A 16,581-nucleotide genomic window follows, 5' to 3' on the forward strand; every position below is an offset into this window, starting at 1 on the left:
GCCCTCGTTGATTATTATCATTCCATGGCGCCCGACTGTCTTTTACCACTACAGTATGCTTCCAATGTAGGGGGAGTGATTCACATTATTCATAACCTGCCTGTAGGGATTAGAATGCAGGCGTAATGTAATCACATGGCCATGTTCCACATGGCAGATGTCCTTTGTGAACTATCGCTACTAAAACAGCAGCAAATAAAACACATCGGATCGTCCTTGGGCGTCGTATTAAATTCTGCGTTTATGATACTCTTGCGAACAATTTCGCGCTATGCGCCAGTCGAACAGCTGTCACAAAAAAGAAAATGATTTGTAAATCACATCCTCTGCTAAATATTGAACAACTCGATTACACGCAGGAAGCGACCCTGTCGTGGTTTGAACCATTCGCGGGCCAGCCGTGGTCTATGATATTACGCTCCGCGGCCAAAGATCATCCAGATAATCGCTTTGATATTTTAGTTGCTGATCCTTTAGCCACTTTAGAGACACATGGTGAAATAACTCATATTAATTTTTCAAATGGTGATGAAAAAACCAGCACCAAAGACCCATTTAAGCTGCTACAAGAAATCCAAAAAAAACTATTGCCAGCGCTTAAACCCATGACAGACGTACCATTTATTGGTGGTGCGCTAGGTTACTTTGCCTATGATCTGGGTCGCCGAATTGAAAAAATCACACCGATTGCCAACCAAGATATCTCAGCCGCAGAAATGGCTGTCGGGATCTACGACTGGGCTCTGATCGCTGATCACCATACCCGTCAGCTTTACCTCATCTCCCCCAAAGGCAGTGACCGCTTACAATGGCTGCAAGAACGGAAAGCGGCCTTCAACCTGAAGCACGCCAATCACGCTTTACAACATAAAGCCACATTCGAGTTAACAAGTCGCTGGAAAGCCAATATGACCAAGCCCTCATATTGCAACAAATTTAATCAGGTACAGGAATACCTGAAATCCGGCGACTGCTACCAAATCAACCTGGCCCAGCGCTTTCAGGCAACTTACCAAGGTGATGAATGGCAAGCATACCTTCGTCTGGAGCAAACTAACGGCGCGCCTTTTTCCGGATTTATCCGCACGCCTGAAGGCACTGTACTTTCAGTTTCACCGGAGCGATTTCTACAACACAACCAAGGCAATGTAGAAACCAAACCGATCAAAGGTACTCGCCCGCGAGGGATTAACGAGCAGCAAGATCAGCAATATGCTGACGAGCTTCACCATGCAGACAAAGACCGCTCGGAAAACCTGATGATTGTCGACTTGCTTCGCAATGACATTGGCCGGGTTGCCAAACCTGGCACTGTACAGGTACCGAAGTTATTCGACATCGAAAGCTTCCCTGCTGTCCACCATCTTGTCAGCACCGTAACGGGCGAACTTGATAGTACCTACTCGCCGGTTGACTTATTACGTGCGTGTTTCCCTGGAGGCTCGATTACCGGAGCACCTAAAATCCGTGCGATGGAAATCATTGAAGAACTCGAACCTCACCGCCGCAGCATATATTGCGGCAGTATCGGATATATCAGCCGGTGTGGCCGTATGGATACCAGCATTACGATCAGAACCTTGGTTTCTCAACAAGATACCTTGTTTGCATGGGCTGGTGGCGGTGTCGTTGCCGACAGCGAAGCTGATAGCGAATACCAAGAAACATTGGACAAACTGAGTAAAATTCTGCCAATCTTAGAGGAGTAGTCCATTTCTCCGCCTAACAGGATGTGGGAATACATAGTGTATCGGCTGGATATTCATTTTTTTGTCATATAACCAGCCTACAATACGCAGAAGTTTACCAAAGTAACAAGCACGGAAGGTTTATGAACGATCAGCAGCAGTTGCTAGCACGCTTCCTGCTCGGCCCACAAACACACTATGATCCCAGCCACTCGGCCAGGATTAAGTTGTCTGCTGCTGGTTCATCACCCCGCACTTACAAGCAAGCCGCAGTACTGATCCCACTCGTACCACGCCATAACACCTATAGCGTTGTTTTCACCCTTCGTGCCCGCCACCTTAAACATCATCCAGGTCAAATTGCCTTCCCCGGCGGCCGTTATGAGCCACAAGATGTTGATCTTATTGATACCGCGATTCGAGAAACCAAAGAAGAAACCGGGATTTCATGCAACAGAGAGCGTATTTTAGGCCAGCTCCCTTCACTCCCGACAATCAGCGGTTACATAGTGACACCGTATGTATCAACAATCTCGGCCAACTACAGACCAGACCTTGACCCCAATGAGGTTGACGACCTCTTCGAAGTACCCATCGAGTACCTATTAAACCCAGTAAATATGCGTTCTGCCAGATTTAGTATTAACGGAACAGATTTGAATATCTACGCAATTCCGTATCATAACCACTCAATATGGGGAGCTACAGCCCAAATGGTAAAACTCCTTTCCAATCAGCTTTGGTATTAGCAAATCTAATCCGACAAGTTAACCAGCCTAATTTTACCTTCTAACCTTATGTGATCGCGATCACTTTTAATTGTATTGCAATTTACACCCGTTACAGAACGAGATCTCGATCAAAGTTTTCCTTTCATAAATCCTCAAAATGCGCGCCGTTCCTAATTTCCGTTCCGTAACAAAACTTTGGATATAAACCATGAATAAGACATTAAGCTCTACTTCAGCTAATGCTGAAAAAGCAAGATGGACATATAAAGATTTTACTTGGGCCCTTTCACTGTTCGGTACAGCTGTAGGTGCCGGCGTTCTATTCCTTCCGATTAAAGCGGGTGCTGGCGGTTTCTGGCCACTAGTTATCCTGGCACTGATTGCAGCACCAATGACTTGGTTCGCTCACAAGAGCCTTGCTCGTTTTGTTCTTTCAGCTAAAAATCCTGAAGCAGATATCACAGATACTGTAGAAGAACACTTCGGTAAGACTGGCGCAAACATCATCACTTTTGCTTACTTTTTCGCTATCTACCCAATCGTTCTAATCTACGGTGTTGGTATCACTAACACAGTAGACTCTTTCATGGTTAACCAGCTAGGCATGGAATCTCTGCCACGTTGGATTCTGTCTGGTGGCCTAATCATGGCAATGACGGCGGGTGTAGTATTCGGTAAAGAGCTAATGCTGAAAGCGACTTCAGCGATGGTTTACCCTCTGGTATTCATCCTGCTTGCGCTATCTATTTACCTGATCCCTGGCTGGAACACTTCTATGATGGAAGTTGCACCAGACTGGAGCTCAATGCCTCTAATTATCTGGCTAGCTATCCCAATCATCGTATTCTCTTTCAACCACAGCCCAATCATCAGCCAGTTCTCTAAAGAGCAGCGCCGTGTGTACGGTGACGACGCAGCGAAGAAAACTGACATGATCACTGGCGGTGCGGCGATGATGCTGATGGGCTTCGTGATGTTCTTCGTATTCTCTGTAGTACTGTCTATGTCTCCAGAGCAGCTAGCAACAGCAAAAGCACAAAACATCAGTGTTCTGTCTTACCTTGCAAACATCCACGAATCTGCACTAATTTCTCTGCTTGGCCCTCTAGTTGCTTTCGCAGCAATTACTTCAAGCTACTTCGGTCACTTCCTGGGTGCTCACGAAGGTCTTGTAGGCCTAATGAAATCTCGCTCTGAAATGCCAGTAAGCAAGGCTGAGAAAATTTCTCTAGGTTTCATTGTAATCACTACTTGGATCGTTGCAGTAATCAACCCAAGTATCCTGGGTATGATTGAAACAATGGGTGCACCGATGATCGCTGCAATCCTGTTCATTATGCCAATCTTTGCAATGTACAAAGTACCAGCAATGGCTAAATACAGCACATCTGCACCAGCACGTATCTTCACTGCGCTATGTGGTATTGCTGCAATCACTTCAGTAATTTACGGTGCATTCTAAGAGAGTCACTGAAACGAAGTGAAGAATTATCTTTTACAGCTGGTTCTTCTGAGAAAATGTGCTTGAACGCATAGTCTTCTGAGGCAATTAGCGTAAAATGGATGATACTTAAGAGCAGGGACGCACGAGTTACCTGCTCTTTTTTTCAAATATCTCGCCAAGGAAGGGGCGAGAATAAATAAAACTATACAGTCTTGGACGGAGGCAAGATTGCTTCCCCTGGCTGAGGTAATAAGCATGATCAGTGTTTTTGATATCTACAAAATTGGTGTGGGTCCTTCCAGTTCGCACACTGTTGGCCCAATGAAAGCAGGTAAAGAGTTCATCGATGACCTGCGTGCAATGGGTAAATTACGTGATGTAACCAAAATTACCGTTGACGTCTATGGTTCGCTTTCTCTTACCGGTAAAGGTCACCACACAGATATCGCTATCATCATGGGTCTTGCAGGCAACAGTCCTGAGCGTGTTGATATCGATAGCATTCCTGGCTTCATTGCTCGAGTTGAAGAAACTGAGCGTCTTCCAGTCGGTATGCATTGCCACACTGTAGAATTTCCTCGCGATGGCGGTATGAACTTCCATACTACCAACCTTCCCCTACACGAGAACGGCATGACCATCCATGCATGGATTGGTGATGAAGATGCCTACACCAAAACTTACTATTCTATCGGTGGTGGCTTCATTGTTGATGAGGAAAACTTCGGTAAAGAATCTGAATCAAATGTTAAAGCTCCTTACATGTACACGACAGCTGAAGAGCTGGTAATCCAGTGTAAGGAAAGTGGTCTGTCTATCAGCTCTCTGGTTATGGCTAACGAACGTGCCATGAACGCCGAAGACGAAATCAACACTTATTTCGCTAATATCTGGAAAACCATGCGCGAGTGTATGGAACGCGGTATGAGTGAAGAAGGTATTCTGCCTGGTCCACTACGTGTACCACGCCGTGCAGCAGCGCTTCGCCAGCAGCTGATGACTACCGAAAAACTAAGCAACGACCCAATGACAGTTGTCGACTGGGTGAACATGTTCGCATTTGCGGTTAACGAAGAAAACGCCGCAGGCGGCCGTGTTGTAACAGCACCAACAAACGGTGCTTGCGGTATTATCCCAGCGGTACTGGCATACTACGATAAATTCATCCAGTCGGTCGGTGCAAAAGAATACACCCGTTACTTCGCTGCTTCTGGTGCAATCGGCGGCCTATACAAGCGCAATGCTTCTATCTCTGGTGCCGAGGTTGGCTGTCAGGGTGAAGTTGGTGTTGCATGTTCTATGGCAGCAGCTGGCCTTGCTGAGCTAATGGGCGGTAGTCCTGAGCAAGTATGTATGGCAGCTGAAATCGCAATGGAGCACAACCTAGGTCTGACTTGTGACCCAGTAGCCGGTCAGGTACAGGTTCCATGTATCGAGCGTAACGGTATTGCTGCAGTTAAAGCAATCAACGCATCCCGTATGGCTCTTCGCCGTTCATCTGAGCCTCGCGTATCCCTGGATAAAGTTATCGAGACGATGCTTGAAACAGGTAAAGATATGAATGCCAAGTACCGTGAAACTTCTCAGGGTGGTCTGGCAATCAAGGTTATCTGCTAATTTTCAGACAACCTGAATAATAAATCCCAAAGCTACCCTTTCTCGGGTAGCTTTTTTATTGACTAAAAATCACAGGCCCGACTTTTTCAACAACGCCTCAATATCTTCAGCCAACGCTTCACCACACTGCAACGTCGTAACCCAAGAAATCGGAATCCCTTTTTCGTCACCAAAACCATAACAGGCTCCGGCCAATGCCCCGATAAGAATACCTCGCCCGCAAGAATCACCTGACGCCAAAATATTCATCTTGATTGCCTCAGTGTAGCTTTCACTGTTTTGCAGTATCCACGCAGCCAGCGGGAGGCTGTCAGCAAGATGGCAAGCTTGATTAGCGATCGTCAGCACATGCTTGAGATCATTTACCTCACCACTCAAGCTCCTCACCTGTTCGATTTTGTCCCGGATATCATCAGGAGCTTTTATTTTTAGCACATTCAACACAGGTTCCACCCGCTTAGAGCGCAGAGCTTCATTCAGTGCACAGGCAAATGCTTTGGCGCAAACTTGTGCCGTTTCATTCTGGTGGGTAATACCGACGATACGCTCAATCTCCTGCTCCAACGGCTCAGATGGCAGCTTCAGTGCCACCAATGCCGGTATTGCGCATAAAGCAGGATTCTGATCATCATCAGAGCCAGAATCGTCCGGCCAATCCTCTGGAGGAAGGGAGAACAAAGTCAGCAACAAGGCTTTGGTTGGGCTATCAATATATCCGATGAATTCCCCGCCAGGGCCGAAGTAATCCAAGATCTGCTGCTGAATAGTGTGAGTATTTGTGTCTGGCTGGCCAAGCAACCGAATGTAAAGAGCAAGCCACTCACCATAGGCCGTCAGCTCGCCCGCGGTCAGCTTGTCATGAGCATAATAACTATCCACACCCTCATAGTGCGTGGCATCTGGTTCAATAAAGGGGAAATGAGGAAGATTGGCGAGCATACTGACTCGCTCGGGAGAGTATATCCAATGGGTCCCCATACTTGCGGCATCCGCCACCAGAGCCCCCATCAAAGCCGCATAACGTTGCGCCATATCCCTGCCCTCTTGCGGTAAAAAGACTGATCATAAGCTTATACCAATTTCGGCAACGGTTTCGGAAACAGCGCAATTTCTGCCACCCGCTAAACTCCAGGTATAAAAAAACCTCGCCGAAGCGAGGTTTTTTTTCAATCTGTCAGATTAAGCAGCAGCTTTCAGGCTTGCTTTATCTTTCTTCAGTTCACCAATAGGCAGAATAGTGCGGCCGTATTCGTTGTTCAGAACCTGAGCCATTGCGAAGTAAATCGCACTTGCGCCACAGATAATACCTTCAAAGCCAGCGATAGTACCGATTAGTTCGCTACCAGTGAAGTCGCGAGCAGCCAGCAGGAAGAAAAGAACTGTTAGTGAAGCAAATACAAACTGCTTAGCACGTGGGTAGCATAGAGAACCGATGAACATGAAACCAGTGAATACACCCCATAGAAGCAGGTACCAGCCCATGAAACCAGCAGGGCTTGCTGGAAGACCCATCTTAGGCATAACGATCAGACCAACAAGAGTCAGCCAGAACAGACCGTATGAAGTGAACGCTGTTGTACCGAAAGTGTCACCACGCTTGAAGCACATTGTGCCTACGATTACTTGGCTCAGGCCACCATAGAAAATACCCATAGCCAGGATCATGGAATCAATTGGGAAAAAACCCGCATTGTGGATATTCAGAAGGATGGTAGTCATACCAAAACCCATTAGGCCTAGTGGCGCTGGGTTAGCTAGTTTCGTAGACATTGAGGTCCCCTACAGGAGTAATTCAAAAAATATAATAAAAATTAAAAAATGGGTGCATTTCTAATGCGCGGCGAATTCTAATGGATGACGAAAAGCAAATCAATCCATAATCAGACTAAAAATCGAGCAAAGACAAAAAAACCAAATTAGAGCTGTAATTTGTAAAGCATATTTGTGACCCAAAGGCTTGATAAATGTTAGAAAATGTAAGCCACGCTAATTACAAAAAAAGATTAATCAGCAAAAAAATAAACATAAGCCACTGATTTTAAAATAGATAATCAAGACACAACACACCTGACTGCATATCTTTTTTTAATAAACACAAAAAAAGCAGCTTAACGCTGCTTTTTGTCCTAAACTGCAATACTTGCTAGTCAACTACGTCTGACAGTACCTACATCATTGTCCAGACCTACTGAATATCTTGTGGCTCTTCCTGCTCGATAGCAACAGGTCGCCTCACTGAACTTTCCTGTGATTGAGCCTGAAAATCGAAATCCGGCTCAACACTGGTTGCCAGTTCGGCATTCAAATCACTTGGTTCAGCCTTTAGTTCCATTAACCGTGACTTAAGCTGAGCTATTTGTTTCTGTTGCACGGCAACCAAGTCCCGGAGTGATTCTACTTGTCCGCTTTCCTGAGATGGTTGCTCCGCCTTCGGATTACGAGACGCATATTGTTGGCGGGCTGCCATGACTTCTTGTGTAATTAACGACGCCTGCTCTTTTAACGACTTGTCACGAAGGTCATTATCGTTAAGGGCCAGAGAGATCTGTAATAACTTGGCTTCGATATCCAAAATAAAGTTTTCATATTCATCTTTACTTCGATCACGAAGTCCCTGAACTTCCTGCGCAATATGTTCGGCATGAGACAGCTCAAACTGGATCACTGATACCTTTTGCTCAATCTGGGTAAATGCGCGTGGCGAGCGCTCGATAAGTCCCTTTCCACTGGTGATTCCAGCTTCAACCCGAGCATAGCTGATTGGCGCATAATACTTAACATCTTTACGCTTCAAATCACGCAGGGCATCTTCCAGCGGTGAGATGAACGTTTTCTTGATCGTACGAACTTCCAGGCTATGTGCCCGCTCCAGAAACTCCTCCTGCTCTTCACCGGCATCACTCAACTCATCCTCTTCCACCAAATGGAACAACTTGGCATAAAATCGCGTTAACCTGACATACTCACTCCGATAATAATGCCGTGCATTTATCGAGTTCAGGTACGCCATTTGAGTGATCGCGGGTTCTAGTATCTCATCAGCAATTAGCTTCAAAGATTCAAGTTCAGAAAGCGTCTTTTCCATGACATCAATTTCTTCATAGAAACGATCTAGGTAAGTTGAAGATGAAAAAAGCGAATAACTTTGAAATGCCTTGTCCGGTGTTTCTTTAAATTCTTGATATATAGAATCTGCATTTTGCCAACTGGAAAATACCAATGCATATTTTTGAGGCGAATACACTTCCAGGTACTCAATCCCCTGCAGTTTCTTCTGCCAATCACGATGTGCTGTCAAGGCCCCCTGATACACATTTTCCGTATTTATTTCCGATGAAACTCCCTCTTCACCTTCAGGTGTGCTCTGGCAGGCACTCAGTAAAGTAGCAAGACAGACAATACAAGCTACTTTGCCTATTTGTTTCATATTTATTTCCGCTGATATAAAAACACGACACTGAAGGAGAGCTAGCCAAAACCATGGCAAATAGCCCCTACTCTCATGTACCCGTATATAGCTGTCACCTTATTATTCCATCCTAGAATACAGCTGGTAAGCCTACGGTAAGTCAACATCCTGTCAGTTATGAGTAAATACTCAAACTCATTAGTTTATCTGACTCTTGTTGAGTTAAAAAGTTCTATATTATTGTTATTTAAGGCTATAGCCATTTATTTAATAAAATTCTTAATAAATGGCCCAGCTTCCTTATTTAAGGTAGCCTTAATTTCAGAATCCTGTGCTGGATAGCCCAGGTACAGCCGACGACTATTCTTGCACATGCCCTTGCACAATAGGCTGCCCATTAAACTTTCGGATAGAGCTATGACAGAGAATCGTTTCAATCGTCAAGTTCATAGACATCCTTAATACAGAGCAAAACCGTGGCGAAATTTCGCTCAATGTAACACAAATTCTCTGTATCTCGCACCCAGGTTCAACCAATCCTATAAATTATCTGGCCAATCTATTGCAGGTGCGTGATTGATGGCTGGCTAGTGCGACACTGTTCACACATTTGTTCTAGGATACTCACCAAGCGCTGCTTATTCAGCGGTAACGGGTTGCCTTTAATCGCATTAGACAGCATCGCGTCTTCGGCCACCTCATCAAACATCACATCACAAAGGCCATATTCAGAGACAGGGGGCAGATTCAGCCGATTCAGCGTCCGCTTAGTCCAAAGAATACCATCAACAATTTCAGCATTCATTCTACCAGTCAAAATGCAAGCTAGTTGCCGATAACGGTTCAGCACATCCGCTCTGCCCGCCTCTCGGGCAGCCAGAACATTTTCCTGCATCACATACGGTGACAATTGAGCGGTGATCAAACCGTGATGAGCATTAAGACGACCACCAAGTGATGAGGCAAGACCATGGGCTGCGCCTAGCTTGGCATTCGCTAGTGCCATGCCGCCAAGCATGGCAGCGAATGACATATCAGAACGTGCCCGCGGGTCATCATCTTCACTAGCCGCCAGAATGGCACCGGCTAACCGTCTCAATCCCTCTTCACACACCATATCAGTAAGAGGATTCGGCTCGCCACAGACATAGGCTTCCATCAAATGACTAAAAGCATCCATACCGCAACACCCCGTCATCACCGGATCCATACCATAAGTGAGGGTCGGGTCAACAATTGCCAAATCAGCCAACATATCGGGACTACGCAAGCTTACTTTGACATTTTCCTGGGCAGAGCGCAGCACCGCATTTTTACTTACCTCAGAGCCTGTCCCGGCTGTCGTCGGTACCGCAATAAATGGAAGAGGTTTGGCTTGCAACGGCACATTACGTCCAATCACCTCAACGTAATCATAAACACTTCCCTGATTGGGGATCATCGCCGCCAATGCTTTTCCTGCATCAAGCACACTCCCCCCGCCAATAGCCAGCACCATATCCGGACGAAACTTACGTCCCATCGCCGCCATCTCCTCGATCATGGCAATCAAAGGCTCACCATGCACCGCTACTTGCTGATAACGCATGTTCTGCTGCTTGAGATAGCTGATCACAGGCTCTGCACGCTGATTGTCTTTTCCCGTCACCAGCAATACGCTATAGCCAAACTGATTGAGCAATGATAACGAATTATTCAAGGCCCCCTCACCGAATATAATCCGGGTAGACGTCATAAACTGAAACATAGGTACTCCATTACACAACTGAATAATCTGATTATTATCATTGAGTGTGCATACAAGATTGTTCCTGATTTTGATTCTGAGCAACAATTTACCGAGAACACCGTATCCGCAAGTAAGAACAAGCCATGTATCACACTTTATATTTATCGGTATCCTTACTGTCGCCCTACATTATGACTTCCAACTCCTCTCTGTATTAATACAAGCAGGCCTCTGACAATCGGTTTTATCTATCGCAACAAGAGATAAAACCCGCTTTCTCATCACGGCTGCCCAAGTTATAGTTATCACATCAGAATAAAGGAGAAAGATTATGTTCGTTGTTATTTTCGGTCGCCCTGGTTGTCCATACTGTGTTCGAGCCAAAGAGCTAGCAGATACGCTAAAAGAAGAACGCGATGATTTTAACTACCGTTATGTTGATATTCACGCCGAAGGTATCAGCAAGGCTGACTTGGAAAAAACTGTCGGTAAGCCGGTTGAAACAGTACCACAAATCTTTATCGATCAAGAGCATATCGGCGGCTGTACTGAGTTTGAAGCGTATGCAAAAGAAAACTTGGGGCTTTTCCAATAATTCTTTCATTAACAAAGTTTAAAGAAGGCTGACTTGCCAGCCTTCTTTGATATTTTCCCCGTTTTGGGAGCAACCGAATAGATTGCGTTTTTTTTACCTTATTCGGTCAGATTTCAGTATAACCCTTGCTTAAAATCAGCTAGAATTTCACAACTTTTATTGCTGTCACCCTTCTTCCGGAAATGTTGTTGTGAATATCGATGTCGCCGCCCTTCTTCATCAGAATGATATTCTGTTGCTCTTTGTCGTACTTGCTGTTGGCCTCAGTATCGGAAAACTCCGAATTGCTAACCTCCAGTTAGGAAACTCCATCGGTGTTCTCATCACCGCCCTATTGTTTGGTAATGCCGGCTTCACCTTTGATACCGAAGCACTAAACATCGGCTTTATGCTCTTTATTTTCTGTGTCGGAATTGAAGCTGGCCCCAACTTTTTTGGTATCTTCTTCAAAGACGGGAAACATTACCTACTGCTGACTCTGGTTGTCCTGATATCTGCGATTATCATCACCCTGACAATGGCGCATAATCTAAACCTGGATCATGGTCTTGCAACTGGTTTGATGGCAGGCTCACTGACAGCCACACCTGTACTGGTCGGTGCAAAAGACGCCTTAAACAGCGGGCTTTCCGGCATTAATGATAGTTTCACAATCCAGCAAATGGTCGACAGCCTGAGCGTCGGTTACGCCATGTCCTACCTGGTTGGCCTGGTTAGCCTGATTTTACTGGCCAAGCTAATGCCTAAGTTACAAAAACAAGACCTCGCCGAATCATCGCAGCAAATTGCCCGCGAACGAGGGATCGGTGAAGTTGCCCAACGTAAGGTTTACCTGCCAATCATCCGTGCCTACCGGGTCGGCCCGGAGTTAATCAACTGGATTGACGGCCGTAACCTGCGTGAGCTGGGTATTTACCGCCAGACAGGCTGCTATATTGAGCGTGTGCGACGCAACGGTATCCTAGCTAACCCGGATGGCGACGCAATTTTACAAGAAGGCGATGAAATTGCCCTGGTAGGCTACCCTGACAGCCATGCCCGATTAGATCCAAGCTTTAGAAACGGTAAGGAGGTTTTTGATCGTGACCTGCTCGACCTGCGAGTCGTTGAAGAGGAAATCGTGGTTAAAAATGACAGTATTGCCGGTAAGCGCCTGTCGGATCTGAACCTGTCGGAATACGGTTGTTTCCTGAACCGTGTTGTTCGCGCCCAAATCGAAATGCCGATGGACCACAATATCCTGCTTAACAAAGGGGATATCCTTCAGGTCAGCGGTGAGAAAAGCCGGGTTCTCGGCCTTGCGGAACGGATTGGTTTTATCTCCGTACATAGTCAGATTGCAGATTTACTGGCATTCTGCTGTTTCTTCATTATCGGCTTGCTGATTGGTGCGATCACCATGGCATTTGGTCAGATAGCCTTTGGACTAGGTAGTGCCGCAGGCCTGTTGCTGGCTGGTATTACCCTGGGTTTCCTGAGAGCAAACCACCCGACATTCGGGTATGTACCACAAGGTGCGCTGAACATGACCAAAGACCTCGGCCTGATGGTCTTTATGGTTGGTATCGGCTTAAGTGCAGGTTCGAATCTGTTTGACTCTCTTGCCCAAGTCGGTATGGCGGTGTTTGTCACCAGCCTGATGGTTAGCGTGATCCCAGTGGTATTGGCTTACCTGTTCGGTGCCTATGTCCTGAAGATGAACCGGGCACTGCTATTTGGTGCCATCATTGGTGCCCGCACCTGTGCACCGGCGATGGACATGATCAACGAACACGCACGTAGTACTATTCCGGCACTCGGCTACGCTGGCACCTATGCAATTGCCAACGTTTTGCTTACGATTGCCGGTACCCTGCTCATCATCCTCAATTAAGGTTAGGGGTCCCTAACTTTTTTCGATGCTGACTCATCAATCCTCCCTCTGAGTCAGCATCTATTCAGTCCCTTCGCCTATAGTGAATATCAGTACAAGCACTTTTAGGCGAATATTGCCTATTAGCACACATTTAAGTTGCTGAATATTCGCCACTCTCTTTGCTATTCAGTATATTAAATAGAAACATTTATTATTGGTAATCAAACTATGCGTATTCTTATCGTCGAAGATGACCCTATTCTGAGTCACCACCTTAAATCGCAGCTAAGCGAGCTTGGTCATCAGGTTCAATGTGCCGGTACCGCAGAGGAAGGGCTTTTCTTTGCCCAGAACTACCCTAATGATGTAGCTATTGTAGATATCGGCCTTCCGGATCGTGACGGCATAAGCATGATTAAAGATATTCGCAATAAGGGGCTTCGCCTGCCGATTCTGATCTTAACAGCCCGTTCTAACTGGCAAGACAAAGTCACCGGCCTTGAAGCCGGGGCTGATGATTACCTTGTCAAACCATTCCAAAAAGAAGAGATGGTCGCCCGCTTGAGTGCACTGGTACGCCGCAGTGCCGGTTTCGTCAAACCGGAAATGAGCGCTGGCGATATCCGTGTTGATCTATTAGCAAAGCAGGTGTTTATTGGAGAAAACCAGCTTGAGCTGACTGCCTTTGAATACGATTTATTGGAATACCTGATGCGCCATAGCCGTCAGGTCGTCTCCAAGCAACGTCTGCTGGATGTTCTGTATGAAGATCAGGAAGGCGACCCAAATACCATCGAAGTGATGATCAGCCGTCTGCGCAAAAAATTCACAACTAACGGCCAGGAAAATCCGATTTCAACAATCCGTGGTCAGGGCTACATTTTCGAGTTACAAGCTCAATGAACCAATTGCTCAAACCAAGACTACGCCGCCGAGTACTGGTTACCTCGGTAGCAATCATCGTCCTTATCACATCGGCCCTGGCAGGAGTTATCAATCAGCTCTATAGCCAGAGCTATATGGCGGCCTACTCTTCGGATCTGGTAGCACAAATGCCAATGGTAGTAGCGCAACTTAACCGTGCCGGGCTGATCAAGGATGTCGACAAGTGGATTGACTCCGTCGATCCCTCCGACACCGATTACATGTCGGTTGTTTGCGATATGACAGATCATACCATTTGGTTATCTGATGAAGCGAAAGTGGCGAATATTGGCAATATCTGCAGTGAATTGCCTGATGATATCCCGGTCCCTACCCTAATAGAAACAAGCAATAAGCATAGTTACATTGCTTATAATATGAGCCGGGACAGAGAAGGCAGGAAAAACTACCAGCTTGTTGTCCTGCGATCAGGCGAATCCTATCAGTCATCAATCAACCAGCTCCACAAGCGAACCACCTTCTATCTTGGACTCTTTGTCCTGATCGCTATTGCATTCCTGATCACCGCCTTCCACTGGAGTTTCCAGCCGCTGCGAAAATTGGCGGCACAGCTTAATCAGATGACTGACGCCAAACGTGAAAAACTGGATGACGACTTTCCGATGGAACTGCAGGATGTCACTCTGGCACTCAACCGTCTAATCCAAATCAGTAACGACCAGAAAGGACGTTACCGCCATGCGATGGATGATTTGGCCCATAGTCTGAAAACTCGACTGGCTGCTACCAATGCGCTGTTAGACGATAAAGAAATTTCACGGCCAGAGCTCAATCAGCGAATTATGGAGCAAATCAGCCAGATGGATGATTTGGTTCAATATCAGTTAAAACGAGCCATGATGGGCCAGCAAGGTCTGCAAAAAGATCAGACCGAACTCAAACCCGCTGTCGATAGCTTCAACCGTATGCTCAGTAAGGTATACAGTGATAAAGAGGTCAAGCTTGGCTACCATTTCAACAGCTTGCTTAAACTGCCAATTAACCGCACTGACCTGATGGAGCTGCTTGGAAACCTGCTGGAAAACGCCTACCGCTTCTGTATCAGCGAAGTGCGGGTATGTGTTAATGAACTTAACGATTGCTTCTTGATCCGGATTGAAGATGACGGACCGGGGGTAAGCGAAAACATGCGTGAAGCTATTTTCCAACGTGGTGTCCGTGCCGATCAGCTTAATCCCGGACAAGGGATCGGCCTGTCAGTCTGCCATGAAATCATCAAGAGTTACCAAGGCACCATCCATGTCGAGACAGCCAAAATCGAAGGCGCAGCATTTGTGATCCGCTTGCCGAAACATTAAAAGATATCCCTTCATTAACAAAAAAACCGCCTTTCGGCGGTTTTTTTATCAAACTTGAATCCGATTAGATGTTTTCTACATCAAACTCAACCAACGGATTAACATCTGCATCATAGTCTACAGAGTCAATACCAAAACCAAACAGCTTCAGGAATTCATCTTTGTACTGCTGGTAATCCGCAACTTCGAACAAGTTCTCGTTAGTTACACTCGGCCACAGCTCACGACAGTGCTTCTGAATGTCTGCACGCAGTTCCCAGTCATCCAGGCGCAGACGGTTTTCTTCATCCACTTCTGCCGCAGAACCATCAGCTTTATACAGACGCTGAGTAAACATACGGTGAATCTGCTCCATGCAGCCTTCATGCACGCCTTCTTCACGCATTTTCTTGAATACCATTGCAATATACAGCGGCATAACAGGAATTGCCGAGCTCGCCTGAGTTACCACACTCTTAAGAACCGCAACGTTTGCTGAACCACCATTTGCAGCCAGCTTGCTATCTAGCTCCTTCGCTGCACGATCCAGATCCATCTTCGCCTGACCCAGAGCACCGTGCCAGTAGATTGGCCAAGTAATTTCAGTACCAATGTAACTGTACGCTACAGTCTTACAACCGTCAGCCAGCACACCCGCATCAGACAGAGCATTAACCCATAGTTCCCAGTCCTGGCCACCCATTACTGTAACTGTATCTTTTACTTCCTGTTCGTTTGCCGGCTCAATGCTTGCTTCGATCAGAACATCTTTATTGGTATCAACCGCTGTTGCAGTGTAAGTCTCACCCATTGGCTTCAGGGTAGAACGTACAACTTCACCAGTTTCCGGCATCTTACGTACTGGAGATGCCAGCGAGTAAACCACCATATCAATCTGACCAAGGTCTTCCTTAATCAAATCAACGACTTTTTGTTTTGCTTCGTGAGAGAAAGCATCACCGTTCAGGCTCTTCGAATAAAGGCCTTCCTCTTTCGCAAACTTGTCGAATGCTGCTGAGTTATACCAACCTGCAGTACCTGGTTTTTTCTCTGTACCCGGCTTTTCAAAGAACACACCGATTGTCGCAGCACCACCACCGAAAGCAGCAGCAATACGCGAAGACAGGCCGTAACCACTAGAAGAACCAATGACCAATACACGCTTAGGTGCGTTTGCAATTGGGCCCTGGGCTTTGGTGTAAACAATTTGCTCTTTTACGTTCTCTTCACAACCCACAGGATGAGTTGTTGTACAAATAAATCCACGAATCTTAGGTTTGATGATCATTTT

General features: G+C 46.3%; 13 protein-coding genes. 8 read left to right on the forward strand and 5 right to left on the reverse strand.

Annotated features, from left to right (window positions below; translation table 11 throughout):
• The first annotated feature begins 305 nt into the window (after positions 1–305).
• From pabB to Q0852_RS11800, 4 genes are all read left to right on the forward strand, one after another.
• A complete protein-coding gene (gene pabB, locus Q0852_RS11785) occupies positions 306–1,709 on the forward strand; it encodes an aminodeoxychorismate synthase component I (RefSeq protein ID WP_299018218.1) in 1,404 nt (467 codons plus the stop codon).
• A gap of 122 nt (positions 1,710–1,831) precedes the next feature.
• Positions 1,832–2,437: a CoA pyrophosphatase gene (locus Q0852_RS11790; RefSeq protein ID WP_299018219.1), complete on the forward strand. Its 606-nt coding sequence runs from the start codon at positions 1,832–1,834 to the stop codon at positions 2,435–2,437.
• A 190-nt stretch (positions 2,438–2,627) separates the two neighbouring features.
• Positions 2,628–3,881 carry an aromatic amino acid transport family protein gene (locus Q0852_RS11795; protein WP_299018220.1) on the forward strand — a complete coding sequence of 418 codons (1,254 nt, stop codon included), beginning with the start codon at positions 2,628–2,630 and terminating at the stop codon, positions 3,879–3,881.
• Positions 3,882–4,118: 237 nt separating this feature from the next.
• On the forward strand, positions 4,119–5,480 hold the full coding sequence (locus Q0852_RS11800) for an L-serine ammonia-lyase (protein WP_299018221.1): 1,362 nt from the start codon (positions 4,119–4,121) through the stop codon (positions 5,478–5,480).
• Between the two features lie 69 nt (positions 5,481–5,549).
• On the opposite strand, the gene Q0852_RS11805 is transcribed toward Q0852_RS11800, so the two are convergent.
• The 4 genes from Q0852_RS11805 to Q0852_RS11820 form a co-directional block, all read right to left on the reverse strand.
• Positions 5,550–6,512, reverse strand: coding sequence for an ADP-ribosylglycohydrolase family protein (locus Q0852_RS11805; protein ID WP_299018222.1), 963 nt, complete (start codon positions 6,510–6,512; stop codon positions 5,550–5,552).
• A 147-nt stretch (positions 6,513–6,659) separates the two neighbouring features.
• Positions 6,660–7,250, reverse strand: a complete 591-nt coding sequence (locus Q0852_RS11810; RefSeq protein ID WP_299018223.1) for an acetate uptake transporter — start codon at positions 7,248–7,250, stop codon at positions 6,660–6,662.
• A 415-nt stretch (positions 7,251–7,665) separates the two neighbouring features.
• On the reverse strand, positions 7,666–8,907 hold the full coding sequence (locus tag Q0852_RS11815; RefSeq protein WP_299018224.1) for a hypothetical protein: 1,242 nt from the start codon (positions 8,905–8,907) through the stop codon (positions 7,666–7,668).
• Between the two features lie 541 nt (positions 8,908–9,448).
• Positions 9,449–10,636, reverse strand: coding sequence for an iron-containing alcohol dehydrogenase (locus tag Q0852_RS11820; RefSeq protein ID WP_299018225.1), 1,188 nt, complete (start codon positions 10,634–10,636; stop codon positions 9,449–9,451).
• 313 nt (positions 10,637–10,949) lie between these two features.
• Between Q0852_RS11820 and Q0852_RS11825 the strand changes: the two genes are divergently transcribed.
• The 4 genes from Q0852_RS11825 (at position 10,950) to Q0852_RS11840 (ending at position 15,311) form a co-directional block, all read left to right on the forward strand.
• On the forward strand, positions 10,950–11,213 hold the full coding sequence (locus tag Q0852_RS11825) for a GrxA family glutaredoxin (protein WP_299018226.1): 264 nt from the start codon (positions 10,950–10,952) through the stop codon (positions 11,211–11,213).
• Between the two features lie 190 nt (positions 11,214–11,403).
• Complete coding sequence (locus Q0852_RS11830) at positions 11,404–13,086, forward strand: aspartate:alanine antiporter (RefSeq protein ID WP_299018227.1); 1,683 nt, start codon at positions 11,404–11,406, stop codon at positions 13,084–13,086.
• Between the two features lie 210 nt (positions 13,087–13,296).
• On the forward strand, positions 13,297–13,971 hold the full coding sequence (locus tag Q0852_RS11835; protein WP_299018228.1) for a response regulator: 675 nt from the start codon (positions 13,297–13,299) through the stop codon (positions 13,969–13,971).
• Positions 13,968–15,311, forward strand: a complete 1,344-nt coding sequence (locus tag Q0852_RS11840) for an ATP-binding protein (protein WP_299018229.1) — start codon at positions 13,968–13,970, stop codon at positions 15,309–15,311. Before Q0852_RS11835 ends, Q0852_RS11840 begins: the two co-directional genes overlap by 4 nt.
• A 64-nt stretch (positions 15,312–15,375) precedes the next feature.
• On the opposite strand, the gene fabV is transcribed toward Q0852_RS11840, so the two are convergent.
• Positions 15,376–16,578: an enoyl-ACP reductase FabV gene (fabV, locus tag Q0852_RS11845; protein ID WP_299018230.1), complete on the reverse strand. Its 1,203-nt coding sequence runs from the start codon at positions 16,576–16,578 to the stop codon at positions 15,376–15,378.
• Positions 16,579–16,581: the final 3 nt, after the last annotated feature.

It is taken from the genome of uncultured Photobacterium sp., assembly GCF_947502415.1.
In the GTDB taxonomy this organism is placed as follows: domain Bacteria; phylum Pseudomonadota; class Gammaproteobacteria; order Enterobacterales; family Vibrionaceae; genus Photobacterium.

Coding starts and splice junctions, on each gene's coding strand:
- pabB (WP_299018218.1), top strand. CDS start 306: ATGATTTGTAAATCACATCCTCTGCTAAATATTGAACAACTCGATTAC.
- Q0852_RS11790 (WP_299018219.1), top strand. CDS start 1,832: ATGAACGATCAGCAGCAGTTGCTAGCACGCTTCCTGCTCGGCCCACAA.
- Q0852_RS11795 (WP_299018220.1), top strand. CDS start 2,628: ATGAATAAGACATTAAGCTCTACTTCAGCTAATGCTGAAAAAGCAAGA.
- Q0852_RS11800 (WP_299018221.1), top strand. CDS start 4,119: ATGATCAGTGTTTTTGATATCTACAAAATTGGTGTGGGTCCTTCCAGT.
- Q0852_RS11805 (WP_299018222.1), bottom strand. CDS start 6,512: ATGGCGCAACGTTATGCGGCTTTGATGGGGGCTCTGGTGGCGGATGCC.
- Q0852_RS11810 (WP_299018223.1), bottom strand. CDS start 7,250: ATGTCTACGAAACTAGCTAACCCAGCGCCACTAGGCCTAATGGGTTTT.
- Q0852_RS11815 (WP_299018224.1), bottom strand. CDS start 8,907: ATGAAACAAATAGGCAAAGTAGCTTGTATTGTCTGTCTTGCTACTTTA.
- Q0852_RS11820 (WP_299018225.1), bottom strand. CDS start 10,636: ATGTTTCAGTTTATGACGTCTACCCGGATTATATTCGGTGAGGGGGCC.
- Q0852_RS11825 (WP_299018226.1), top strand. CDS start 10,950: ATGTTCGTTGTTATTTTCGGTCGCCCTGGTTGTCCATACTGTGTTCGA.
- Q0852_RS11835 (WP_299018228.1), top strand. CDS start 13,297: ATGCGTATTCTTATCGTCGAAGATGACCCTATTCTGAGTCACCACCTT.
- Q0852_RS11840 (WP_299018229.1), top strand. CDS start 13,968: ATGAACCAATTGCTCAAACCAAGACTACGCCGCCGAGTACTGGTTACC.
- fabV (WP_299018230.1), bottom strand. CDS start 16,578: ATGATCATCAAACCTAAGATTCGTGGATTTATTTGTACAACAACTCAT.